Here is a 15,831-nt window from a genome sequence, read left to right on the forward strand (position 1 = left end):
GACAATAAAAATTATTGTGTGTCTTCTTTGTTAACTTTTTTATAAATTATTTTGGAAAAAAAAGCCTTTACCATATACAACGCATCGGCAGGTGCAGGAAAAACGCATACGCTTGTAAAAGAGTATCTTAAAATACTTTTAGGTTATTCTAACAAAGACGATGCGTACCGAAATGTACTTGCTATTACCTTTACCAACAAAGCGGTTAATGAAATGAAATCGCGTATTGTTTTGTGTATTTATGCTTTTACATTAACCGATATTCCTAAGAAAGAGTATCAATTATTAGAACAAATTGTTCAAGAAACATCGTTTACCGAAGCATATATTAGAGAAAAATCGAAACGAATTTTAAAAAATATCATTCATAATTACGCAGGTTTCGATATTTCTACCATTGATAAATTCACGCATAAAGTAATTCGCTCCTTTGCGTTTGATTTGAATTTGCCTTTTCAGTTTGAAGTGTCATTAGATACCGAAGCTTTGTTACAAGAAGCTGTTGATGCTTTAATTTCTAAAGCGGGTGTTGATTCCGAATTGACTAAATTGTTGATTGATTTTTCAATTAGCAAAGCCGATGACGATAAAAGTTGGGATGTTAGCAATGAGTTGATGGATATTGGCAGGTTACTTTTAAACGAAAACAATAAACATGAACTGGAAGCCTTTAAAAATGTTGAATTAGAAACTTTTTTAACACTTAAAAACGGTTTACGCCAACAGGTTGATGATTTAAAACAAGATACAGTTTCATTAGCAAAAGAAGCTTTACAGTTATTAGAAAATCACGGTGTTGATTTAAAATCGTTTAGTGGTGGGTATTTTCCAAAACATTTATTGGGAATTGTAGATGGTAATTTCCACAACACCAATAAAAAATATTTCGAACCCGAAGACATTAAACTTAATAAAACTGCAAAAGATAAAGAGGTTATTGAGCGTTTAATTCCCGATTTGTTGGTTGCAACAAAAAAAATATACAGTTTATACGGAAAAATCTATTTTTACGAAGCTTTCTTAAAAAACTTGGTGCCGCTTTCGTTATTAAATTCTATCAGTAACGAAATCAATCGCATACAAAATGAGCAGCAAATTTTATCAATTTCGCAGTTTAACTCTATTATTTACGAAGAATTAAAAAATCAGCCAGCGCCTTTTATTTACGAGCGTTTAGGTGAAAAATACCGACATTTTTTTATTGATGAATTTCAAGATACTTCAGAGTTGCAATGGCAAAATTTAGTTCCTTTAATTGATAATGCACTTTCAGGTGAAGACGATTACAGTAAGCAAGGCTCATTAATGATTGTTGGCGACCCAAAACAGGCTATTTATCGTTGGCGTGGGGGCAAAGCGGAACAATTTATGAAATTGAGCGATGGTGAAAATCCGTTTTCAAATCCATCCAAAGCAACCGTTAGTTTAGACACCAATTATCGTAGTTATTCAGAAGTAATCGAGTTTAATAACGCTGTATTTAAGTTTTTAGCATCAGAATTTGATGAGGAATCGTATCAAAATTTGTATCAAAACTATGCACATCAAAATACCAATTCTAAAAAAGGAGGTTTTGTTAATGTGTCGTTTTTAGATAACAACTTGTTAGAAAATGATGAGGTTACAAAAGACGATTTGTACTTAAAAAAAGTTCTGGAAACGATTAATAAAGTAGTAGCACAAGGTTTTTTGTTAGGCGATATCGTGGTTTTAACACGCAAAAGTAAAGACGGTGTAAAGGTTGCCAATTACTTAACCGAGAAAGGAGTCCGAATTTTATCATCAGAAACCCTGTTGATTAACAATGCCACTGAAGTACAGCTTTTGTTGAATTTATTGCGGTTTTTAAAAAACAACGAAGATAAAGAAGCAAAAGCATTGATTCTTTATTATGTAGCAAACACTATTTTACAAACCAACGAGGTACACGATGTAATTTGGAAAGGAATTGAACTAAACACTGAAGCTTATTTTCAAAATTATTTAAAAGACTTAGGTGTTGCAGTTGATTTTGAACATTTGCGGAAAAACAATTTATACGTAGCGGTAGAGTTGTTGATAAACGCTTTTATGCCAACCAAAAAAACCGAAGCTTACGTACAGTATTTCTTAGATTTGGTGTTAGAGCGTACCGTTAAAAATCAATCAACTATTGCCGATTTCTTGAGTTATTGGGAACAGAATTATCATAAGCTAAGCATTCCTGCTCCTGAAAACGAAAATGCAGTGCGCTTAATGACTGTCCATAAATCTAAAGGTTTAGAGTTTCCTGTGGTTATTTTTCCTTTTGCCGATGAAGATTTTTCGAAATCAAGAGATAAAATTTGGATTGATTTAGAAAATAACGATCAATTTACCATTCCTAAAGCATTAGTCGATTTAAAAAACGATGTAAAAATGTATGGCGAAACAGCCCAGCGTTTGTATCATCAAAAAAAGCAAGAAGAATTGTTAGACAATCTCAATGTTTTGTACGTAGCTTTAACCAGAGCAGAAGAGCAATTGTATATTATTAGCAATTACAAACGTACCAAAGAGGGTAGGTTGCCTAATACTTTAGCGAGTTTTTTTGTGAAGTTTTTAGAGGATAAGGTTGCTTTTTCAGACAGTCAATTGTCGTATGATTTTGGAAACGCAGTTAAAGTTTCCGCTTCTAATGATAATGATTTACAAAAGCCTATTCAAATAGAAGCGGTTGAAAAAGCGATTGATGCGTCGGTAATTAAAATTGCAAAACGTGAAGCTTTAATGTGGGATACCACACAGCAAAAAGCTATTGAAAAAGGTAATTTAATTCACGAGCTTTTAGCGGAAGTTATTACCATGAACGATGTTGAAGGAGTTGTAAATAAAGCCATTGCTAAAGGACTGTTTTCGTTAGATGAAAAAGAGGAAATTGTTACAAAAATTACGCAGATAGTAAATCATACAGAATTGGAACCGTTTTTTAATGATGAAAATACTATTTTTTCAGAACGACCTATTTTACACAAATCATTTCAAAACATAAAACCCGATCGTGTTGCAATTAAAGGTAATGAAGCGTTTATTATTGATTACAAAACAGGCGAAGAACAAGCAAAATACCATCAACAATTAAATGATTATGCTTTAGCAATTGAAGAAATGGGCTACCAAGTGGTAAAAAAAGTACTGTTGTACATTCAAGACGATTTAAAAATAATACATTTGTAATAAATCAAAAATATAATAACAAACGATCATAAATTATGTACGGATCTATTAAAGAATTTTTACAAACCGAAATCGAAGCAATTAAAGAAAACGGTTTGTATAAAAAGGAACGCATTATTACATCGCCTCAAGGAGCCGAAATTACGATTAACACAGGTGAAACCGTTTTAAACTTTTGTGCAAATAACTATTTAGGATTATCGTCGCATCCAGAAGTAGTACAAGCTGCAAAAGATGCTTTAGATACGCACGGTTTTGGTATGTCTTCGGTTCGTTTCATTTGCGGAACTCAAGATATTCACAAGCAATTAGAACAAGAAATTGCCGATTTTTACGGTACAGAAGATACTATTTTGTACGCAGCTGCTTTTGATGCAAATGGTGGCGTTTTTGAGCCTTTGTTAGGTGCCGAAGATTGTATTATTTCGGATAGTTTAAACCACGCATCTATTATTGATGGAGTTCGTTTGTGTAAAGCAGCTCGTTACCGTTATGAGAATAACGATATGGCTGATTTAGAAAAGCAATTACAACAAGCTGTTGCCGACGGACGTCGTTTTAAATTAATTGTTACCGATGGTGTTTTTTCTATGGATGGCTTAGTAGCACCATTAGATAAAATTTGTGATTTAGCAGATAAATACGATGCTATGGTGATGGTAGATGAATGTCATGCTGCTGGTTTCATTGGTGCAACAGGTAAAGGAACTTTAGAAGCTAAAAACGTAATGGGTCGTGTTGATATCATTACTGGCACCTTAGGAAAAGCTTTAGGTGGTGCTATGGGAGGTTATACAACAGCAAAAAAAGAAATAATCGAAATTTTACGTCAACGTTCTCGTCCGTATTTGTTTTCAAACTCATTATCTCCAGCAATTGTAGGCGCTTCTTTAAAAGTATTTGAATTATTAAAGAAAGATACCAAGTTAAGAGATCAATTAGAGTGGAATACCAACTACTTTAAAAAAGGAATGAAAGAAGCAGGGTTAGATATTATTGATGGCGATTCTGCTATAGTACCTGTAATGTTGTACGATGCTAAATTATCTCAAATTATGGCGGATAAGCTGTTAGAAAAAGGAATTTATGTTATTGGTTTCTTCTTTCCTGTTGTTCCAAAAGATAAGGCTAGAATACGTGTGCAATTATCAGCAGCTCATGCACAAGAGCATTTAGATAAGGCAATTAAAGCTTTTGCTGAGGTAGGTAAAGAATTAGGGATAATAAAATAATCTTAGAAAAATGTTAAATCTTTAATGAAAATATTTTGTATATTCAATTAAAGAAATTATTTTTGTGAAATATTACGTAAAGTAAAAATTGAATAGTTATGAAACAATTAAAAGTATTTGCTGCTGCTTTATTGTTAGCAGGTACGGCTGCTCAAGCTCAAACTGCTGACCAACCATGGGCTGTTACCGTGGGTGTTAACGCAATTGACGGAGGTCGTTCAAGTGTTGCAATGGACTTTGCAGATCGTTTTGGACAATATTTCCAAACAGATAACTGGAGTATTTTACCATCTGCTTCTGTATTAAATGTATCTCGTTACATTGGTAGTAACTTATCATTTGGTGTTACAGGTTCTGTAAACAAAGTGAAAAAAATGGTTATGGAGAATGGTTTTGATGCTAATGGTGATTTTAACGGACAAAGAAGAATTGATGCTACAGATTTAATGTACTATGGTGTTGATGGTCAGTTTAAATACAGCCTTGGTGGATTAATCGGCTCTAAATGGTTTGATCCAGCTATTCACGTTGGTGGTGGTTATGCTTTCTTAGGTAAAGCATCTTCAGGAAACGTTAATGGTGGGGTTGGAGTTACTTTTTGGTTCTCTGAAAACATTGGTTTAAACTTAGCATCTACATATAAAAAACAATTTGAAGATGACAACGTTTTAAGAGCACAAGATGTTTCTGTTCCTTCTCATTTTCAACATGTAGCGGGTGTTACTTTCCGTTTTGGAGGTAAAGATACTGATGGTGATGGAATTTTGGATAAATATGATGAGTGTCCAGAAGAAGCAGGTCTAAAACAATTCAATGGTTGTCCTGATTCTGATGCTGATGGTATTCCTGATAAATTAGATCAATGTCCATTTGAATTTGGTGATGCTGCAATGAACGGTTGTCCTGATTCAGACGGTGATGGAATTCCTAACCATATTGATGCTTGTCCAGACGAAGCTGGTGTTGCTGCATTAAACGGTTGTCCTGATTCAGACGGAGACGGAATTGCTGATAAAGATGATGAGTGTCCAGATGAAGCTGGTCCTAAAGATAACAATGGTTGTCCTTATCCTGATGCTGATGGTGACGGAGTTTTAGATAAAGATGATGAGTGTCCAGAAGTTGCTGGTCCTGCTTCTAACAAAGGATGTCCTGAAGTGAAAGAAGAGCATATCAAACAATTGAATGAATATGGTAAAACAATTTTATTCAACACTGGTAAATCTACTTTCCAAGAACAATCTTTCGCAGTATTAGATAACATGGCTAGAGTTATGAACCAATTCCCTAATGCTAAATTTGCTATCGAAGGTCACACAGATAATACAGGTACTGATAAAATCAACGACCCATTATCTAATGATCGCGCAAATGCAGTAAGAGAATACTTAATCTCTAAAGGTATTTCAGCTAGTCGTTTATCATCTCAAGGTTTTGGATCTAAAAACCCAATTGATACAAACAAAACTGTTGCTGGACGTGCTAATAACCGTCGTACAGAAATTAAATTAGTAAAATAATTTACAGTTTAAATAAATAGTAAAACGTCCCGATTTGTCGGGACGTTTTTTTATTTTTATAATTATGAAAACACCTACTTTTTTATCAAAATTAGCAGAACAAATTATAACTAATCACGAGTTTAATTTTGCAGATATCACTATAGTATTGCCTAATAAGCGTGCACGTTTGTTTTTGTTAGAGGCTTTTAAGGAAGCTTCAACAACTACTTTTTTTGCACCTAATATTATTAGTATTGAAGATTTAATTGCTGATATAGCAAATCTGTATTCTCTAAATAATGTTGAGCAGTTATTTGAGTTTTATGAAGTTTATAAAAAAGTAACACCTTTACAAGTACAACAGGATTTTGAGCAATTTAGTAATTGGGCAAAAATGTTATTGCAGGATTTTAATGAGATTGATCGTTATCTTTTAAAGCCAGAACACGTTTTTGACTATTTAAAAGATATTGATGACATCAATCATTGGTCTGTAAAAACAGAAGATAGAACAACTTTAGTAGATAATTACCTAACTTTTTGGAGTCAATTGCCTACATATTATCATGCGCTTCAAAAGCATCTTTTGGAAATTAATAGTGGTTATCAAGGATTAATTTATCGAGTGGCAGTTGATAAATTGAATGATTTTCTACTAGAAAATAACAAGACTTTCTATTACTTTGCTGGCTTTAATGCATTGAATCAGGCAGAAGAAAGCATCATTCAAAGACTTTTGAAGAATAATTCGGCTAAAATTTATTGGGACACAGATGAGACTTTTTTAAATGATTTTGATCATGGAGCAGGTTACTTTGCTCGAAAAATAAAGCAAAATTGGTCGTATTATAAATCACATCCTTATGAGTGGCTTGTAAATGAGTTTAATCAAAACAAACAAATCGAGATTATTAGTACTCCCAAATCAGTTGGGCAAGCTAAAATTGTGGGAAGTATAGTGCATCAATTGCAACAAGAAAATACTAATTTACAGAGAACAGCTATTGTTTTGTCTGAAGAAAATCTTTTGATTCCTGTTTTGTATGCGCTGCCAAATGAGGTTACAGCTTTGAACGTTACTATGAATTATGATAGTAAATCAAACCCAGTGCAGCTTTTCTTTTTAAAGTTGTTTAAAATGCACGTAAATGCTGTAAATAGGGGTAGCAAGCCTAGTTTTTACCACAAAGAAGTTTTAGATGTATTGTCGCATCCTTTAATAGAACATTTGGCTGAAACTAAAACAGTTGTAAGTGAAATCAACAAAAGAAATTTGTCTTTTTTTCAGTTTGAGAAATTAGACTTTATCAAACACGATAATGCGTGTTTTGACTTAATTTGCAAACCCTGGACGGATGATGTCTTGGATGTTTTGGATCGACTAGAAACACTCGTTTTTTTGATAAAAGATGAGTTGAAAAAGAATAACGATGCGGTCTCGTTAACTTTTTTATATGCTTTTCATAAAGTGCTTACGCAAGTTAAAAACTATCAATTAAATTATCAGGTAATTGGAAACGTGCAACAATTGTTTGCTATTTATAAGCAAATTGCCGATTTAGCTGAAGTTTCGTTTGAAGGTGAACCTTTAGAAGGTTTGCAAGTTATGGGAGTTTTAGAAAGCCGGGTTTTAGATTTTGATACGGTAATTATCACTTCTTTGAACGAAGGTAAATTTCCTGCGGGTAAATCAAGTAATTCTTTTATACCTCATGATGTTAAAATGGAACTAGGTTTGCCTACGTATAAAGAAAAAGATGCTATTTATACCTATCATTTTTATCATTTACTGCTTAGAGCAAAAAATATTTATTTATTGTACAATTCTGATTCTGAAGGGTTAGATGCTGGCGAAAAAAGTCGATTTATCACACAGCTTACATTAGATTCGTTGTCTAAGCATACTGTTAATGTGTCTAATTATTTTGCCAAATCTCCTGAAACCGTAAATAATGCTTTAAGTATTTCAAAATCGCTTCTTTTGCAAGAACGATTAAAAGAAATTGCAACGGATAAAGGCTTTTCGCCTTCGGCAATTGGTAATTATATGCGCAATCCTATGCAGTTTTATATGCAACGTGTTTTGGGTATTAGAGAAGTGGAAGAGGTTGAAGAAAATATTGCTTTAAATACTTTGGGTACTATTATTCATGGGGCTTTAGAAATGTTATACATGCCGTATGTAGGGCAAAAGCTAACAAGTGATATTATATCTGATATGTTGCTTAAAAGCGAGACTGAAATTGTTAATCAGTTTGCTATTAATTACTCTGATACCGTAAACAAACAAGGTAAAAACTTATTGGCTTTTGAAGTTGCCAAACGTAACGTGTATCATTTTTTAATGCTTGAAAAAGAAGCTATTGATTCTGGTGACGATGTGGTAATTGTGGGCTTAGAGGAAAAGCTAGAAGCTACTTTAACCAATGATTTATTGCCTTACCCTGTTCATTTATCGGGAATTGCTGATAGAGTAGAAATTAGAAACGGAGTTTTGCGTATAATTGATTACAAAACGGGAAAAGTTGATCTAAATCAGGTTCAAATTAATACACTTGTTGATATTACCAATGATTTAAAATTTGAAAAAGCGATTCAGTTACTAATGTATGGATTGATGTATCGTAACAAAACCAATTTGCCTTTACAAGCTGGAATTTATTCGTTTAAAAATAGAAAATCGGGCTATTTAATGTTTGGTTTAAAAGAAGAAAAAGTAGTAGAAGAGTTTATTACAACCGCTATTTTAGATGTGTTTGAAGAAGAGCTAGTGCGTTTGTTGGTAACTATATTAAATCCAAAAATTGCTTTTGAAGAAAAGGTGGTTTAACCATTCTTTTTTAAGAAATTTATAATAATATCGGTGATTTTTGTTTTTTGTTCAATGGTTGATACGTGACCGCCTGAAACTATTTCAAAGAGAACTTCTGTATTTTCAACTTGATTTTTTATTTCTTGTAACGGTATAATTGTATCGTTTTCACTAGCAATAACTAATTTTGGGTACGGACTAAAATGCAACAAGGCTTCTCTGTCAACCCGTATTTTCATACCTTCTAAAGAAGCAATAATTCCTTGTAAAGGCGTTTTTATTGCTTGTGATGTAAAGGTTTCAATTTCTTTTGGGAAAGTTTCGTGTGCTTTTTGATCAAATAAATTCTGAGTTGCCATTCTAACAAAAGCAGTGCTGTTTTTCTTTACAACATCAATGGCTCTGTCTCTGTTTCGTTTTCTTTCTTCGGAATCGGGTAGCGCAGATGAATTTAAAAGAACCAAAGAACGCAAGTTATCTGGGTATAATTCTGCAAAAGCCAAAGCAATATAGCCACCCATAGAATGACCAACAAGAGATACTTTTCGCAAGCGTAAATCGGTTAACAAAGCAAAAAGCATATCCGCCTGATCTTCCATTGTATGCACATATCCCGCGCATTCACTTTTACCATGACCAAGTAAATCAACAGCAATTACTCTAAAACGCTGACTTAATTGAATGCCCAAATAATTCCACATGGTATTATTTTCTAAAAAACCATGTAATAAAACAATAGCATTTCCTTTGCCAATATCGTTGTAATGGATAGCTGTATTTTTGTAATTAAATACTTTCAAAAGTTCTTTTTTACAAAAATAATAAACATATGTTATTTTTAAAAGGATATCTTTTGAACGATTTTTTTGTATTTTTGAATTTCAAAACTACTACTTATGAAATTAAAATCTACATTATTAATGATGTTTATGTTTGTTGGTGTAGTTGCAAACGCTCAGGTTGCAGCTGAAACCAATTCAAATGTAAAAACAGAAGAAACTATTTACAGAGATGTTGAAGTTATGGCGAGTTACAGAGGAGGATATAATGTATTCTCAAAGCAAGTTGAAGCGGCAACTAAGAATTGTAAAAAAGGAAAATTAAAGAATAAAGATGCTGAAATGATTGTTGAGTTTGTTGTGGGTAAAGATGCGAAAGTTTCTGATTTTAAAGTGTTAAAACAAGATTCTGATTTATGTGAGAACGATGTTAAAAACGCTATTTATAAATCAAACCAATGGATACCTGCTAGAAATAATAACAAACCAGTAAGTTCTTATGTACAGTTTACCATTAATTTAGTTAATGGATCTTCTTTTAAAGATATGGGAGTTATCAGTATAAATTAAAAAAAAACAGAGCAATCTGTTTTTTATTTAAAATATTGTTCTATATTTATAGAACTAATTCTAAAATAATAGAATATGAAATTAACATCGGCTGAAGAGCAACTAATGCAATTTGTTTGGCAACATGATAAAGTGATTTTAAAAGATTTAATAGATAGCTATAACGAGCCAAAACCTGCTAAAACCACAGTTGCAACAACCATTAAAAAGTTAATTGATAAAGGTTTTGTTGCTTATGATGAAATTGGTAATACACGTTTGTATTATGCAGTTGTAAAGAAGGAAAATTACTTTTCTAAACAAATGAAAAGTATGATTAAACAGTTTTTTGATAATTCTACATCGCAATTTGCATCGTTTTTTGCTAAAGATGCATCCTTAACAAAAGAAGAATTACAAAAACTTCGCGATTTAATAGATGATGAATTAAAACAAAAGTAGCTTATGATACTTTATTTGTTAAAATCAAGTTTTTTATTACTTGTACTATTACTTATTTATAAATGGAGTTTAGAAAATAAAAAATCGCTTCAATTTAATCGATTTTATTTGTTGTTTAGTTTGCTATTAGGTTTTTTATTGCCTTTGCTAAACTTCTCTTTTAAAGTAGAAAGTAATACTGTTTTACAAGCTAAAGAAGTTATTGTTGAACAATTACCAGCATTTATTATTAATATCGAGGAAGAAGATAACGATGTTGGTTTCATGTGGTACGAGATTGTGTATTATTCTGTTACCACGCTTTTATTCTTTAAATTTATATTTCATGCTTTTACTTTCTATCGACTAAAAAGAACAGGAACTATTGTTAATTCTACATTTGGTCAACTGGTTTTAAATAACAACATTAAAGTTCCTTTTTCTTTTTACAAGTACATTTATTTAAACAAAAACGATTGGAATAGTAATACTATTGATGATGCCATATTGTATCATGAACAAGGACACATTATTCAAAAGCATAGTTTAGATATTATATTGCTTGAGCTTTTAAGCGTTTTTCTATGGTTTCAGCCATTTATATATTATTTCAAGCGATTAATTCAAGAAAATCATGAGTATTTAGCTGATGAATATTCTTTAAACAAAACTAAAAATATTAAGCATTACCAGCATTTAATTTTGAATTGCTACAGTCATAAACAAAGTTTAGTTCCGCTAAGCAGTTCAATCCACTTTAATAATTTAAAAAAACGATTTATTATGATGAAAAACACAAAAAAAGGAAGAGTTTGGGAAACGGTTTTCTATTCGTTCACTTTAGCATTAACATATGTTGGTTTGGTTGGAATTGAAGCCAAGGCTACAGAAATTAAAAATGTAGAAGCTAAGGTTACTAAGATAATTGAGCAATCTGCTAAACAATCTGATGAAATAGTATTTACAGAGCCAATTAGAGAAGAATCGAAAAATGAGATTAAAAATGATTCTATTATATTGGCTTATATTAAAGGAGAAAAAAGTAGCGGCTACTTTAATTATAATGATAGTGTTTATTTTTACGTTGTAGATGAAAATTTAAAAGTATCTATTTACAATAGATATGGAGTTGTTCAAAATGAAAAAGATTTCACATACGAACTTAAAGCGGTATCTAAAGCAGAAAAGGAGAAATTAACTTTAGATGAACTAAAAAAATCTTCACAAGTACAAAATGATTATCAAGATAGAAAAGAAATAGAAAAAGCTTATGCAGAAGCACATAGTTTTGTTGAGAAAAAAGCCACTCCAAGAGAAGGTCTTTCATCTTTTATGAGCAATTTTGCTAAAGAATTTAAAGCACCAGAAAATATAAATACTAATGAAATTAAAATGCGTTTAAAATTTATAGTAGAAACCGATGGAAGCTTTAGTAATATATTTACTCCTCAAGAATATTTTAAACCAGATGAATCTTATGTAGCTTTACAAGAAGAAGCAATTCGTACTCTTAAAACGATGCCTAATTGGAGTCCTGCAGAAAATGAAGGTAAAATAATTCGATCAACTTTTACTTTGCCAATTACCATTAAAGTGAATCCAAGTAAGATTGATATAGTTAATTAAATGAGGTTTTATTTATTTTTTCTCTTGTTCCTGTTATTTTCCTGTAAAATCAATCAAACAAAAGATGGTGTTAGAGTTGGTAAATGGAAGTATGTAAATAAGGATGATGAAAACTGGAATGTTGTAAAAGGGAGATACGATAAAAAGGGTAATGAAATAGGTATTTGGAAGTTTTTTTATAACGATACTATTTACAGGTTAGAAAAGTATTATTACCCTTACTGTGTAAATGTGTTGTATCATAAAAATGGAGAAATAAACAGAGTAGGTAAAAGTATTTCGGCTGAAAATTCATGGTCTAAATACGGTACTTGGTACACATTTAATGAAAAAGGACAATTAACCGATTCTGTAACTTATGAACAAACAAAAACACCTCAAAATTGAGGTGTTTTTTTATCCGTGAACGGTTTCTTTTGTACCGTAATTTTGAATTAATTGCCCTTCAAAATCAAGCCATTCTTTCCAACGTTTGTCTACATTCACTTTTTCTGAATACTTTTTTGCAAATTTTAGAAAAGTAGTATAATGCCCTGCTTCAGAAATCATCAAATCTCTATAAAACTTAGCTAATTCTTCGTCTTTAATGTTTTCAGAAAGCACTCTAAAACGTTCGCAACTTCTGGCTTCAATCATAGCAGCAAAAAGCAAACGGTCTATAAAAGCATCGTTTCTAGAACCATCTTTCTTCATAAATCTAAACAACTGGTTTACGTAATCGTCTTTACGTTCTCTGCCCAAAGTATAGCCACGTTCTTTAATAATATCGTGCACCATTTTAAAATGCTCCATTTCTTCAATGGCAATTTCGGTCATTGATGTTACTAAATCTTCGTGTTCAGAATTATACGTAATTATGGTGATTGCATTGGTGGCTGCTTTTTGCTCGCACCAAGCATGATCGGTTAAAATTTCCTCTAAATTTCCTTCGGCAATATTTGCCCAACGTGGGTCGGTTAATAATTTAAGTCCTAACATATACCAAAAATTTATGCAAATTTACAAATAATAATACGGAGTTTGAAACTAACAAAAAATACTTAGACATTTGCATTATGAATCCACGTATTTTAATAATAGGTTTAGTGTGGCCAGAACCCACATCATCAGCAGCGGGTTGGCGCATGTTGCAGTTAATAGAGCAATTGCAATTAATAAGTAACGATGTACATTTTGCTTGTGCTGCGTCAAAATCAGAAAGTTCTTATCCTTTAGAAGAAATGGGGGTAAAGAAGCATGCTATTGTTTTAAACGATGCTTCTTTTGATGATTTTGTAACAGCTTTACAACCTAAAATTGTAATGTACGACCGATTTATGATTGAGGAGCAATACGGTTGGCGTGTAAAACAATCGTGCCCTGATGTTGTAACCGTTTTAGATACCGAAGATTTACATTTTGTGCGCAAAGCAAGAACAACATCTTTTAAAAGCGGAGAAGAGGTAAACTACGATACAGCTGATTGTTACAGAGAGTTGTCGGCTATTTATAGATGCGATCTTTCTATTATTATCTCAAAATGGGAATATGATTTGCTGATTCATCATTTTAATATCCCAAAAAAGCAATTACTTTATGTACCTTTTATTGAGGATGAATTAAGTTTTGATGATTTTGAAAAATTACCTTCTTTTTCTAATCGCGAACATTTTATGTTTATAGGAAACTTTATTCACGAGCCAAACTATGCAACGGTTCTTCAGTTAAAAAAAATGTGGCCTCAAATAAAAAAGCAATTACCTAAAGCTGCGCTACATATTTATGGTGCTTATGCGCCTGCAAAAGTTTTACAGCTGCATAATGCCAAAGAAGATTTTTACATTAAAGGAAAATGTGAAAATGTAAATGTAACCATGCAACAATACAAGGTTTTAATTGCGCCAATTCCTTTTGGTGCTGGGTTAAAGGGTAAGTTTATAGACGGTTTTAAAAATAAATTGCCTAGTGTAACTTTTGCAGTGGGTAGTGAAGGTATTGCAGTTGATGATTGGGGAGGTTTTATTGCAGATAACGAAACAGATTTTATTAAAAGTGCTTGTGCTTTGTATACATCTGCTGAAGTTTGGGATGCTTCTGTTGAAAAAGGCAGAACTATTATCAATGAAAACTTTTCAAAAAACAAATGGGATACTGTTTTAGGAATACAAGTTCAGCAGATTTTAAAAGATTGTCAAGCTTTTAGAAGCGATTTATTTGTGCAAAAGATATTGTGGCAAAATAGTTTTCAAGCCTCTAAATACATGAGTTTGTGGATTCAAGAAAAAAATAATAAATCTTAATACTTTGTTATATTAATAATTAAATGTAATTTTAGTAGCATAAAATTTAATTGTTATGGAAAATTCTTTAGTAAATCAAATCAAACAATTCATTTCTCCTACCTTTATTTCAAATCTAGGAATAGGAACTAATGAAACCGAAGCAAACATTAGTAAGGCTTTTGACGCTGCAATTCCGGCACTTCTTTTAAAAATGAACAATAAAAGCGATGCTTTATTAGGAGGTGTTTTTTCTCAAATTCAAAATGTTTTTAAAGATGCCAATGGAGATTATGATTTTAAATTGGACAAGTTTGGTGATATTCTAGATAATTTTCTAGGAACTGATAAACAACAATTTGTTTCTTCAATTTCTAATTATGCTAATATTTCAGAAACATCAACAACATCTGTTTTAAGAACCGCATTTTTAGGTATTTTGGATTATTTCAAAAGTCTAGATTTCAATTTAGATTTTTCATCAATAAAAAACCTATTAACTACCAATTTAGGATCTTTAAAAGGATTGTTACCAGCTAGTTTAGGCTCTTTAGGTTTAATAAGTACAGCTGTAAACGAGCCAATTATTGGTCATAGAGAAGAACGTGAACATGCAGATGCAAAAATTAACGAAGTTGTAAATCATAACGAAAAAGATCAGTTTAAAACAAATGAATCGCCTTATACCAGTCCTTCAAATGACAACGGAGGCGGAGGTTGGTTTAAATACCTTTTAATTCCTTTATTGTTAGGTATTGTTTTGGTTTTCTTTTTGTACAGAGGATGTAACAAGAAAACAGAAGTTAAAGAAACCGTTACAACTACCGATACATTAAGCGGAACACCTAACGATGCTACAACAACTACCACCACAACCACTACGCGTGTAACTAAGGAAGTTGTTGTTAATGATCAGGTTAAATTTAATGCTTATACCGATGGTATTGAAGATAAATTGGTCACTTTCTTAAATAAAGGAGAATACAAAACAATGACCGAAGATCAGTTAAAAGAAATTTGGTTTGATTTTGATAACTTGAATTTTGAAATTAATACCGCAAACGTTTTACCAGAATCACAAGTGCAATTAGATAATATTGCTAAAATTTTGGCTGCTTTTCCTGAAGTTAAAATCAAAATTGGTGGATATACCGATAAAACAGGAAACGAAGATCATAATAAAAAGTTGTCTAATGAAAGAGCGCTTGCTGTTAAGAAGTTCTTAGAATCAAAAGGATTAGGAAAACAAGTTGTTGGTGCAGAAGGATATGGATCTGAATTTGCAAAACACCCAGCAGACGCATCAGAAGAGTTACGTGTAACAGATAGAAAAGTTGCAGTAAGTGTTAGAAATTAAACAAAAAATACTTATTGATGAAAGCAGTGCTAATTTTGGCACTGCTTTTTTGTTGATTTTATATTAAAAATTTACAAGCA

The 15,831-nt window shown here is 31.9% G+C and carries 12 protein-coding genes; 10 read left to right on the forward strand and 2 right to left on the reverse strand.

Annotation, left to right across the window (positions count from 1 at the left end; all coding sequences use genetic code 11):
• The first annotated feature begins 48 nt into the window (after positions 1-48).
• The 4 genes from H1R17_RS06630 (at position 49) to H1R17_RS06645 (ending at position 8,759) form a co-directional block, all read left to right on the forward strand.
• Entirely contained in the window at positions 49-3,195 is a 3,147-nt protein-coding gene (locus H1R17_RS06630) for an exodeoxyribonuclease V subunit beta (RefSeq protein ID WP_181729260.1), read from the forward strand.
• A gap of 35 nt (positions 3,196-3,230) precedes the next feature.
• On the forward strand, positions 3,231-4,427 hold the full coding sequence (kbl, locus tag H1R17_RS06635; RefSeq protein ID WP_163432203.1) for a glycine C-acetyltransferase: 1,197 nt from the start codon (positions 3,231-3,233) through the stop codon (positions 4,425-4,427).
• Positions 4,428-4,525: 98 nt separating this feature from the next.
• Positions 4,526-5,947: an OmpA family protein gene (locus tag H1R17_RS06640; protein ID WP_163432204.1), complete on the forward strand. Its 1,422-nt coding sequence runs from the start codon at positions 4,526-4,528 to the stop codon at positions 5,945-5,947.
• A 64-nt stretch (positions 5,948-6,011) separates the two neighbouring features.
• Complete coding sequence (locus H1R17_RS06645; protein ID WP_163432205.1) at positions 6,012-8,759, forward strand: PD-(D/E)XK nuclease family protein; 2,748 nt, start codon at positions 6,012-6,014, stop codon at positions 8,757-8,759.
• Here the strand turns inward: H1R17_RS06645 and H1R17_RS06650 are convergent.
• On the reverse strand, positions 8,756-9,541 hold the full coding sequence (locus tag H1R17_RS06650; RefSeq protein WP_163432206.1) for an alpha/beta fold hydrolase: 786 nt from the start codon (positions 9,539-9,541) through the stop codon (positions 8,756-8,758). The genes H1R17_RS06645 and H1R17_RS06650 overlap by 4 nt on opposite strands.
• Positions 9,542-9,637: 96 nt before the next feature.
• On the opposite strand from H1R17_RS06650, the gene H1R17_RS06655 reads away from it, so the two are divergent.
• The 4 genes from H1R17_RS06655 (at position 9,638) to H1R17_RS06670 (ending at position 12,523) form a co-directional block, all read left to right on the forward strand.
• Positions 9,638-10,090 (forward strand): energy transducer TonB, encoded by a 453-nt coding sequence (locus tag H1R17_RS06655; RefSeq protein WP_163432207.1) that lies wholly within the window; start codon positions 9,638-9,640, stop codon positions 10,088-10,090.
• Positions 10,091-10,165: 75 nt separating this feature from the next.
• On the forward strand, positions 10,166-10,531 hold the full coding sequence (locus tag H1R17_RS06660) for a BlaI/MecI/CopY family transcriptional regulator (RefSeq protein ID WP_163432208.1): 366 nt from the start codon (positions 10,166-10,168) through the stop codon (positions 10,529-10,531).
• A gap of 3 nt (positions 10,532-10,534) precedes the next feature.
• Positions 10,535-12,136, forward strand: a complete 1,602-nt coding sequence (locus H1R17_RS06665; RefSeq protein WP_163432209.1) for a M56 family metallopeptidase — start codon at positions 10,535-10,537, stop codon at positions 12,134-12,136.
• Positions 12,137-12,523 (forward strand): hypothetical protein, encoded by a 387-nt coding sequence (locus H1R17_RS06670; protein WP_163432210.1) that lies wholly within the window; start codon positions 12,137-12,139, stop codon positions 12,521-12,523.
• A 9-nt stretch (positions 12,524-12,532) separates the two neighbouring features.
• On the opposite strand, the gene H1R17_RS06675 is transcribed toward H1R17_RS06670, so the two are convergent.
• Positions 12,533-13,114, reverse strand: a complete 582-nt coding sequence (locus H1R17_RS06675) for a tRNA-(ms[2]io[6]A)-hydroxylase (RefSeq protein ID WP_163432211.1) — start codon at positions 13,112-13,114, stop codon at positions 12,533-12,535.
• Positions 13,115-13,191: 77 nt separating this feature from the next.
• Between H1R17_RS06675 and H1R17_RS06680 the strand changes: the two genes are divergently transcribed.
• Together H1R17_RS06680 and H1R17_RS06685 are read left to right on the forward strand one after the other, a co-directional pair.
• Complete coding sequence (locus H1R17_RS06680) at positions 13,192-14,415, forward strand: glycosyltransferase (RefSeq protein ID WP_163432212.1); 1,224 nt, start codon at positions 13,192-13,194, stop codon at positions 14,413-14,415.
• A 55-nt stretch (positions 14,416-14,470) separates the two neighbouring features.
• Positions 14,471-15,751 carry an OmpA family protein gene (locus tag H1R17_RS06685; RefSeq protein WP_163432213.1) on the forward strand — a complete coding sequence of 427 codons (1,281 nt, stop codon included), beginning with the start codon at positions 14,471-14,473 and terminating at the stop codon, positions 15,749-15,751.
• The last annotated feature ends 80 nt before the right edge of the window (positions 15,752-15,831 follow it).

The sequence above is a fragment of the Flavobacterium sp. xlx-214 genome (assembly GCF_013874595.1).
In the GTDB taxonomy this organism is placed as follows: Bacteria; Bacteroidota; Bacteroidia; order Flavobacteriales; family Flavobacteriaceae; genus Flavobacterium.

Coding starts and splice junctions, on each gene's coding strand:
- H1R17_RS06640 (WP_163432204.1), top strand. CDS start 4,526: ATGAAACAATTAAAAGTATTTGCTGCTGCTTTATTGTTAGCAGGTACG.
- H1R17_RS06665 (WP_163432209.1), top strand. CDS start 10,535: ATGATACTTTATTTGTTAAAATCAAGTTTTTTATTACTTGTACTATTA.
- H1R17_RS06685 (WP_163432213.1), top strand. CDS start 14,471: ATGGAAAATTCTTTAGTAAATCAAATCAAACAATTCATTTCTCCTACC.
- H1R17_RS06680 (WP_163432212.1), top strand. CDS start 13,192: ATGAATCCACGTATTTTAATAATAGGTTTAGTGTGGCCAGAACCCACA.
- H1R17_RS06655 (WP_163432207.1), top strand. CDS start 9,638: ATGAAATTAAAATCTACATTATTAATGATGTTTATGTTTGTTGGTGTA.
- H1R17_RS06645 (WP_163432205.1), top strand. CDS start 6,012: ATGAAAACACCTACTTTTTTATCAAAATTAGCAGAACAAATTATAACT.
- H1R17_RS06670 (WP_163432210.1), top strand. CDS start 12,137: ATGAGGTTTTATTTATTTTTTCTCTTGTTCCTGTTATTTTCCTGTAAA.
- kbl (WP_163432203.1), top strand. CDS start 3,231: ATGTACGGATCTATTAAAGAATTTTTACAAACCGAAATCGAAGCAATT.
- H1R17_RS06660 (WP_163432208.1), top strand. CDS start 10,166: ATGAAATTAACATCGGCTGAAGAGCAACTAATGCAATTTGTTTGGCAA.
- H1R17_RS06675 (WP_163432211.1), bottom strand. CDS start 13,114: ATGTTAGGACTTAAATTATTAACCGACCCACGTTGGGCAAATATTGCC.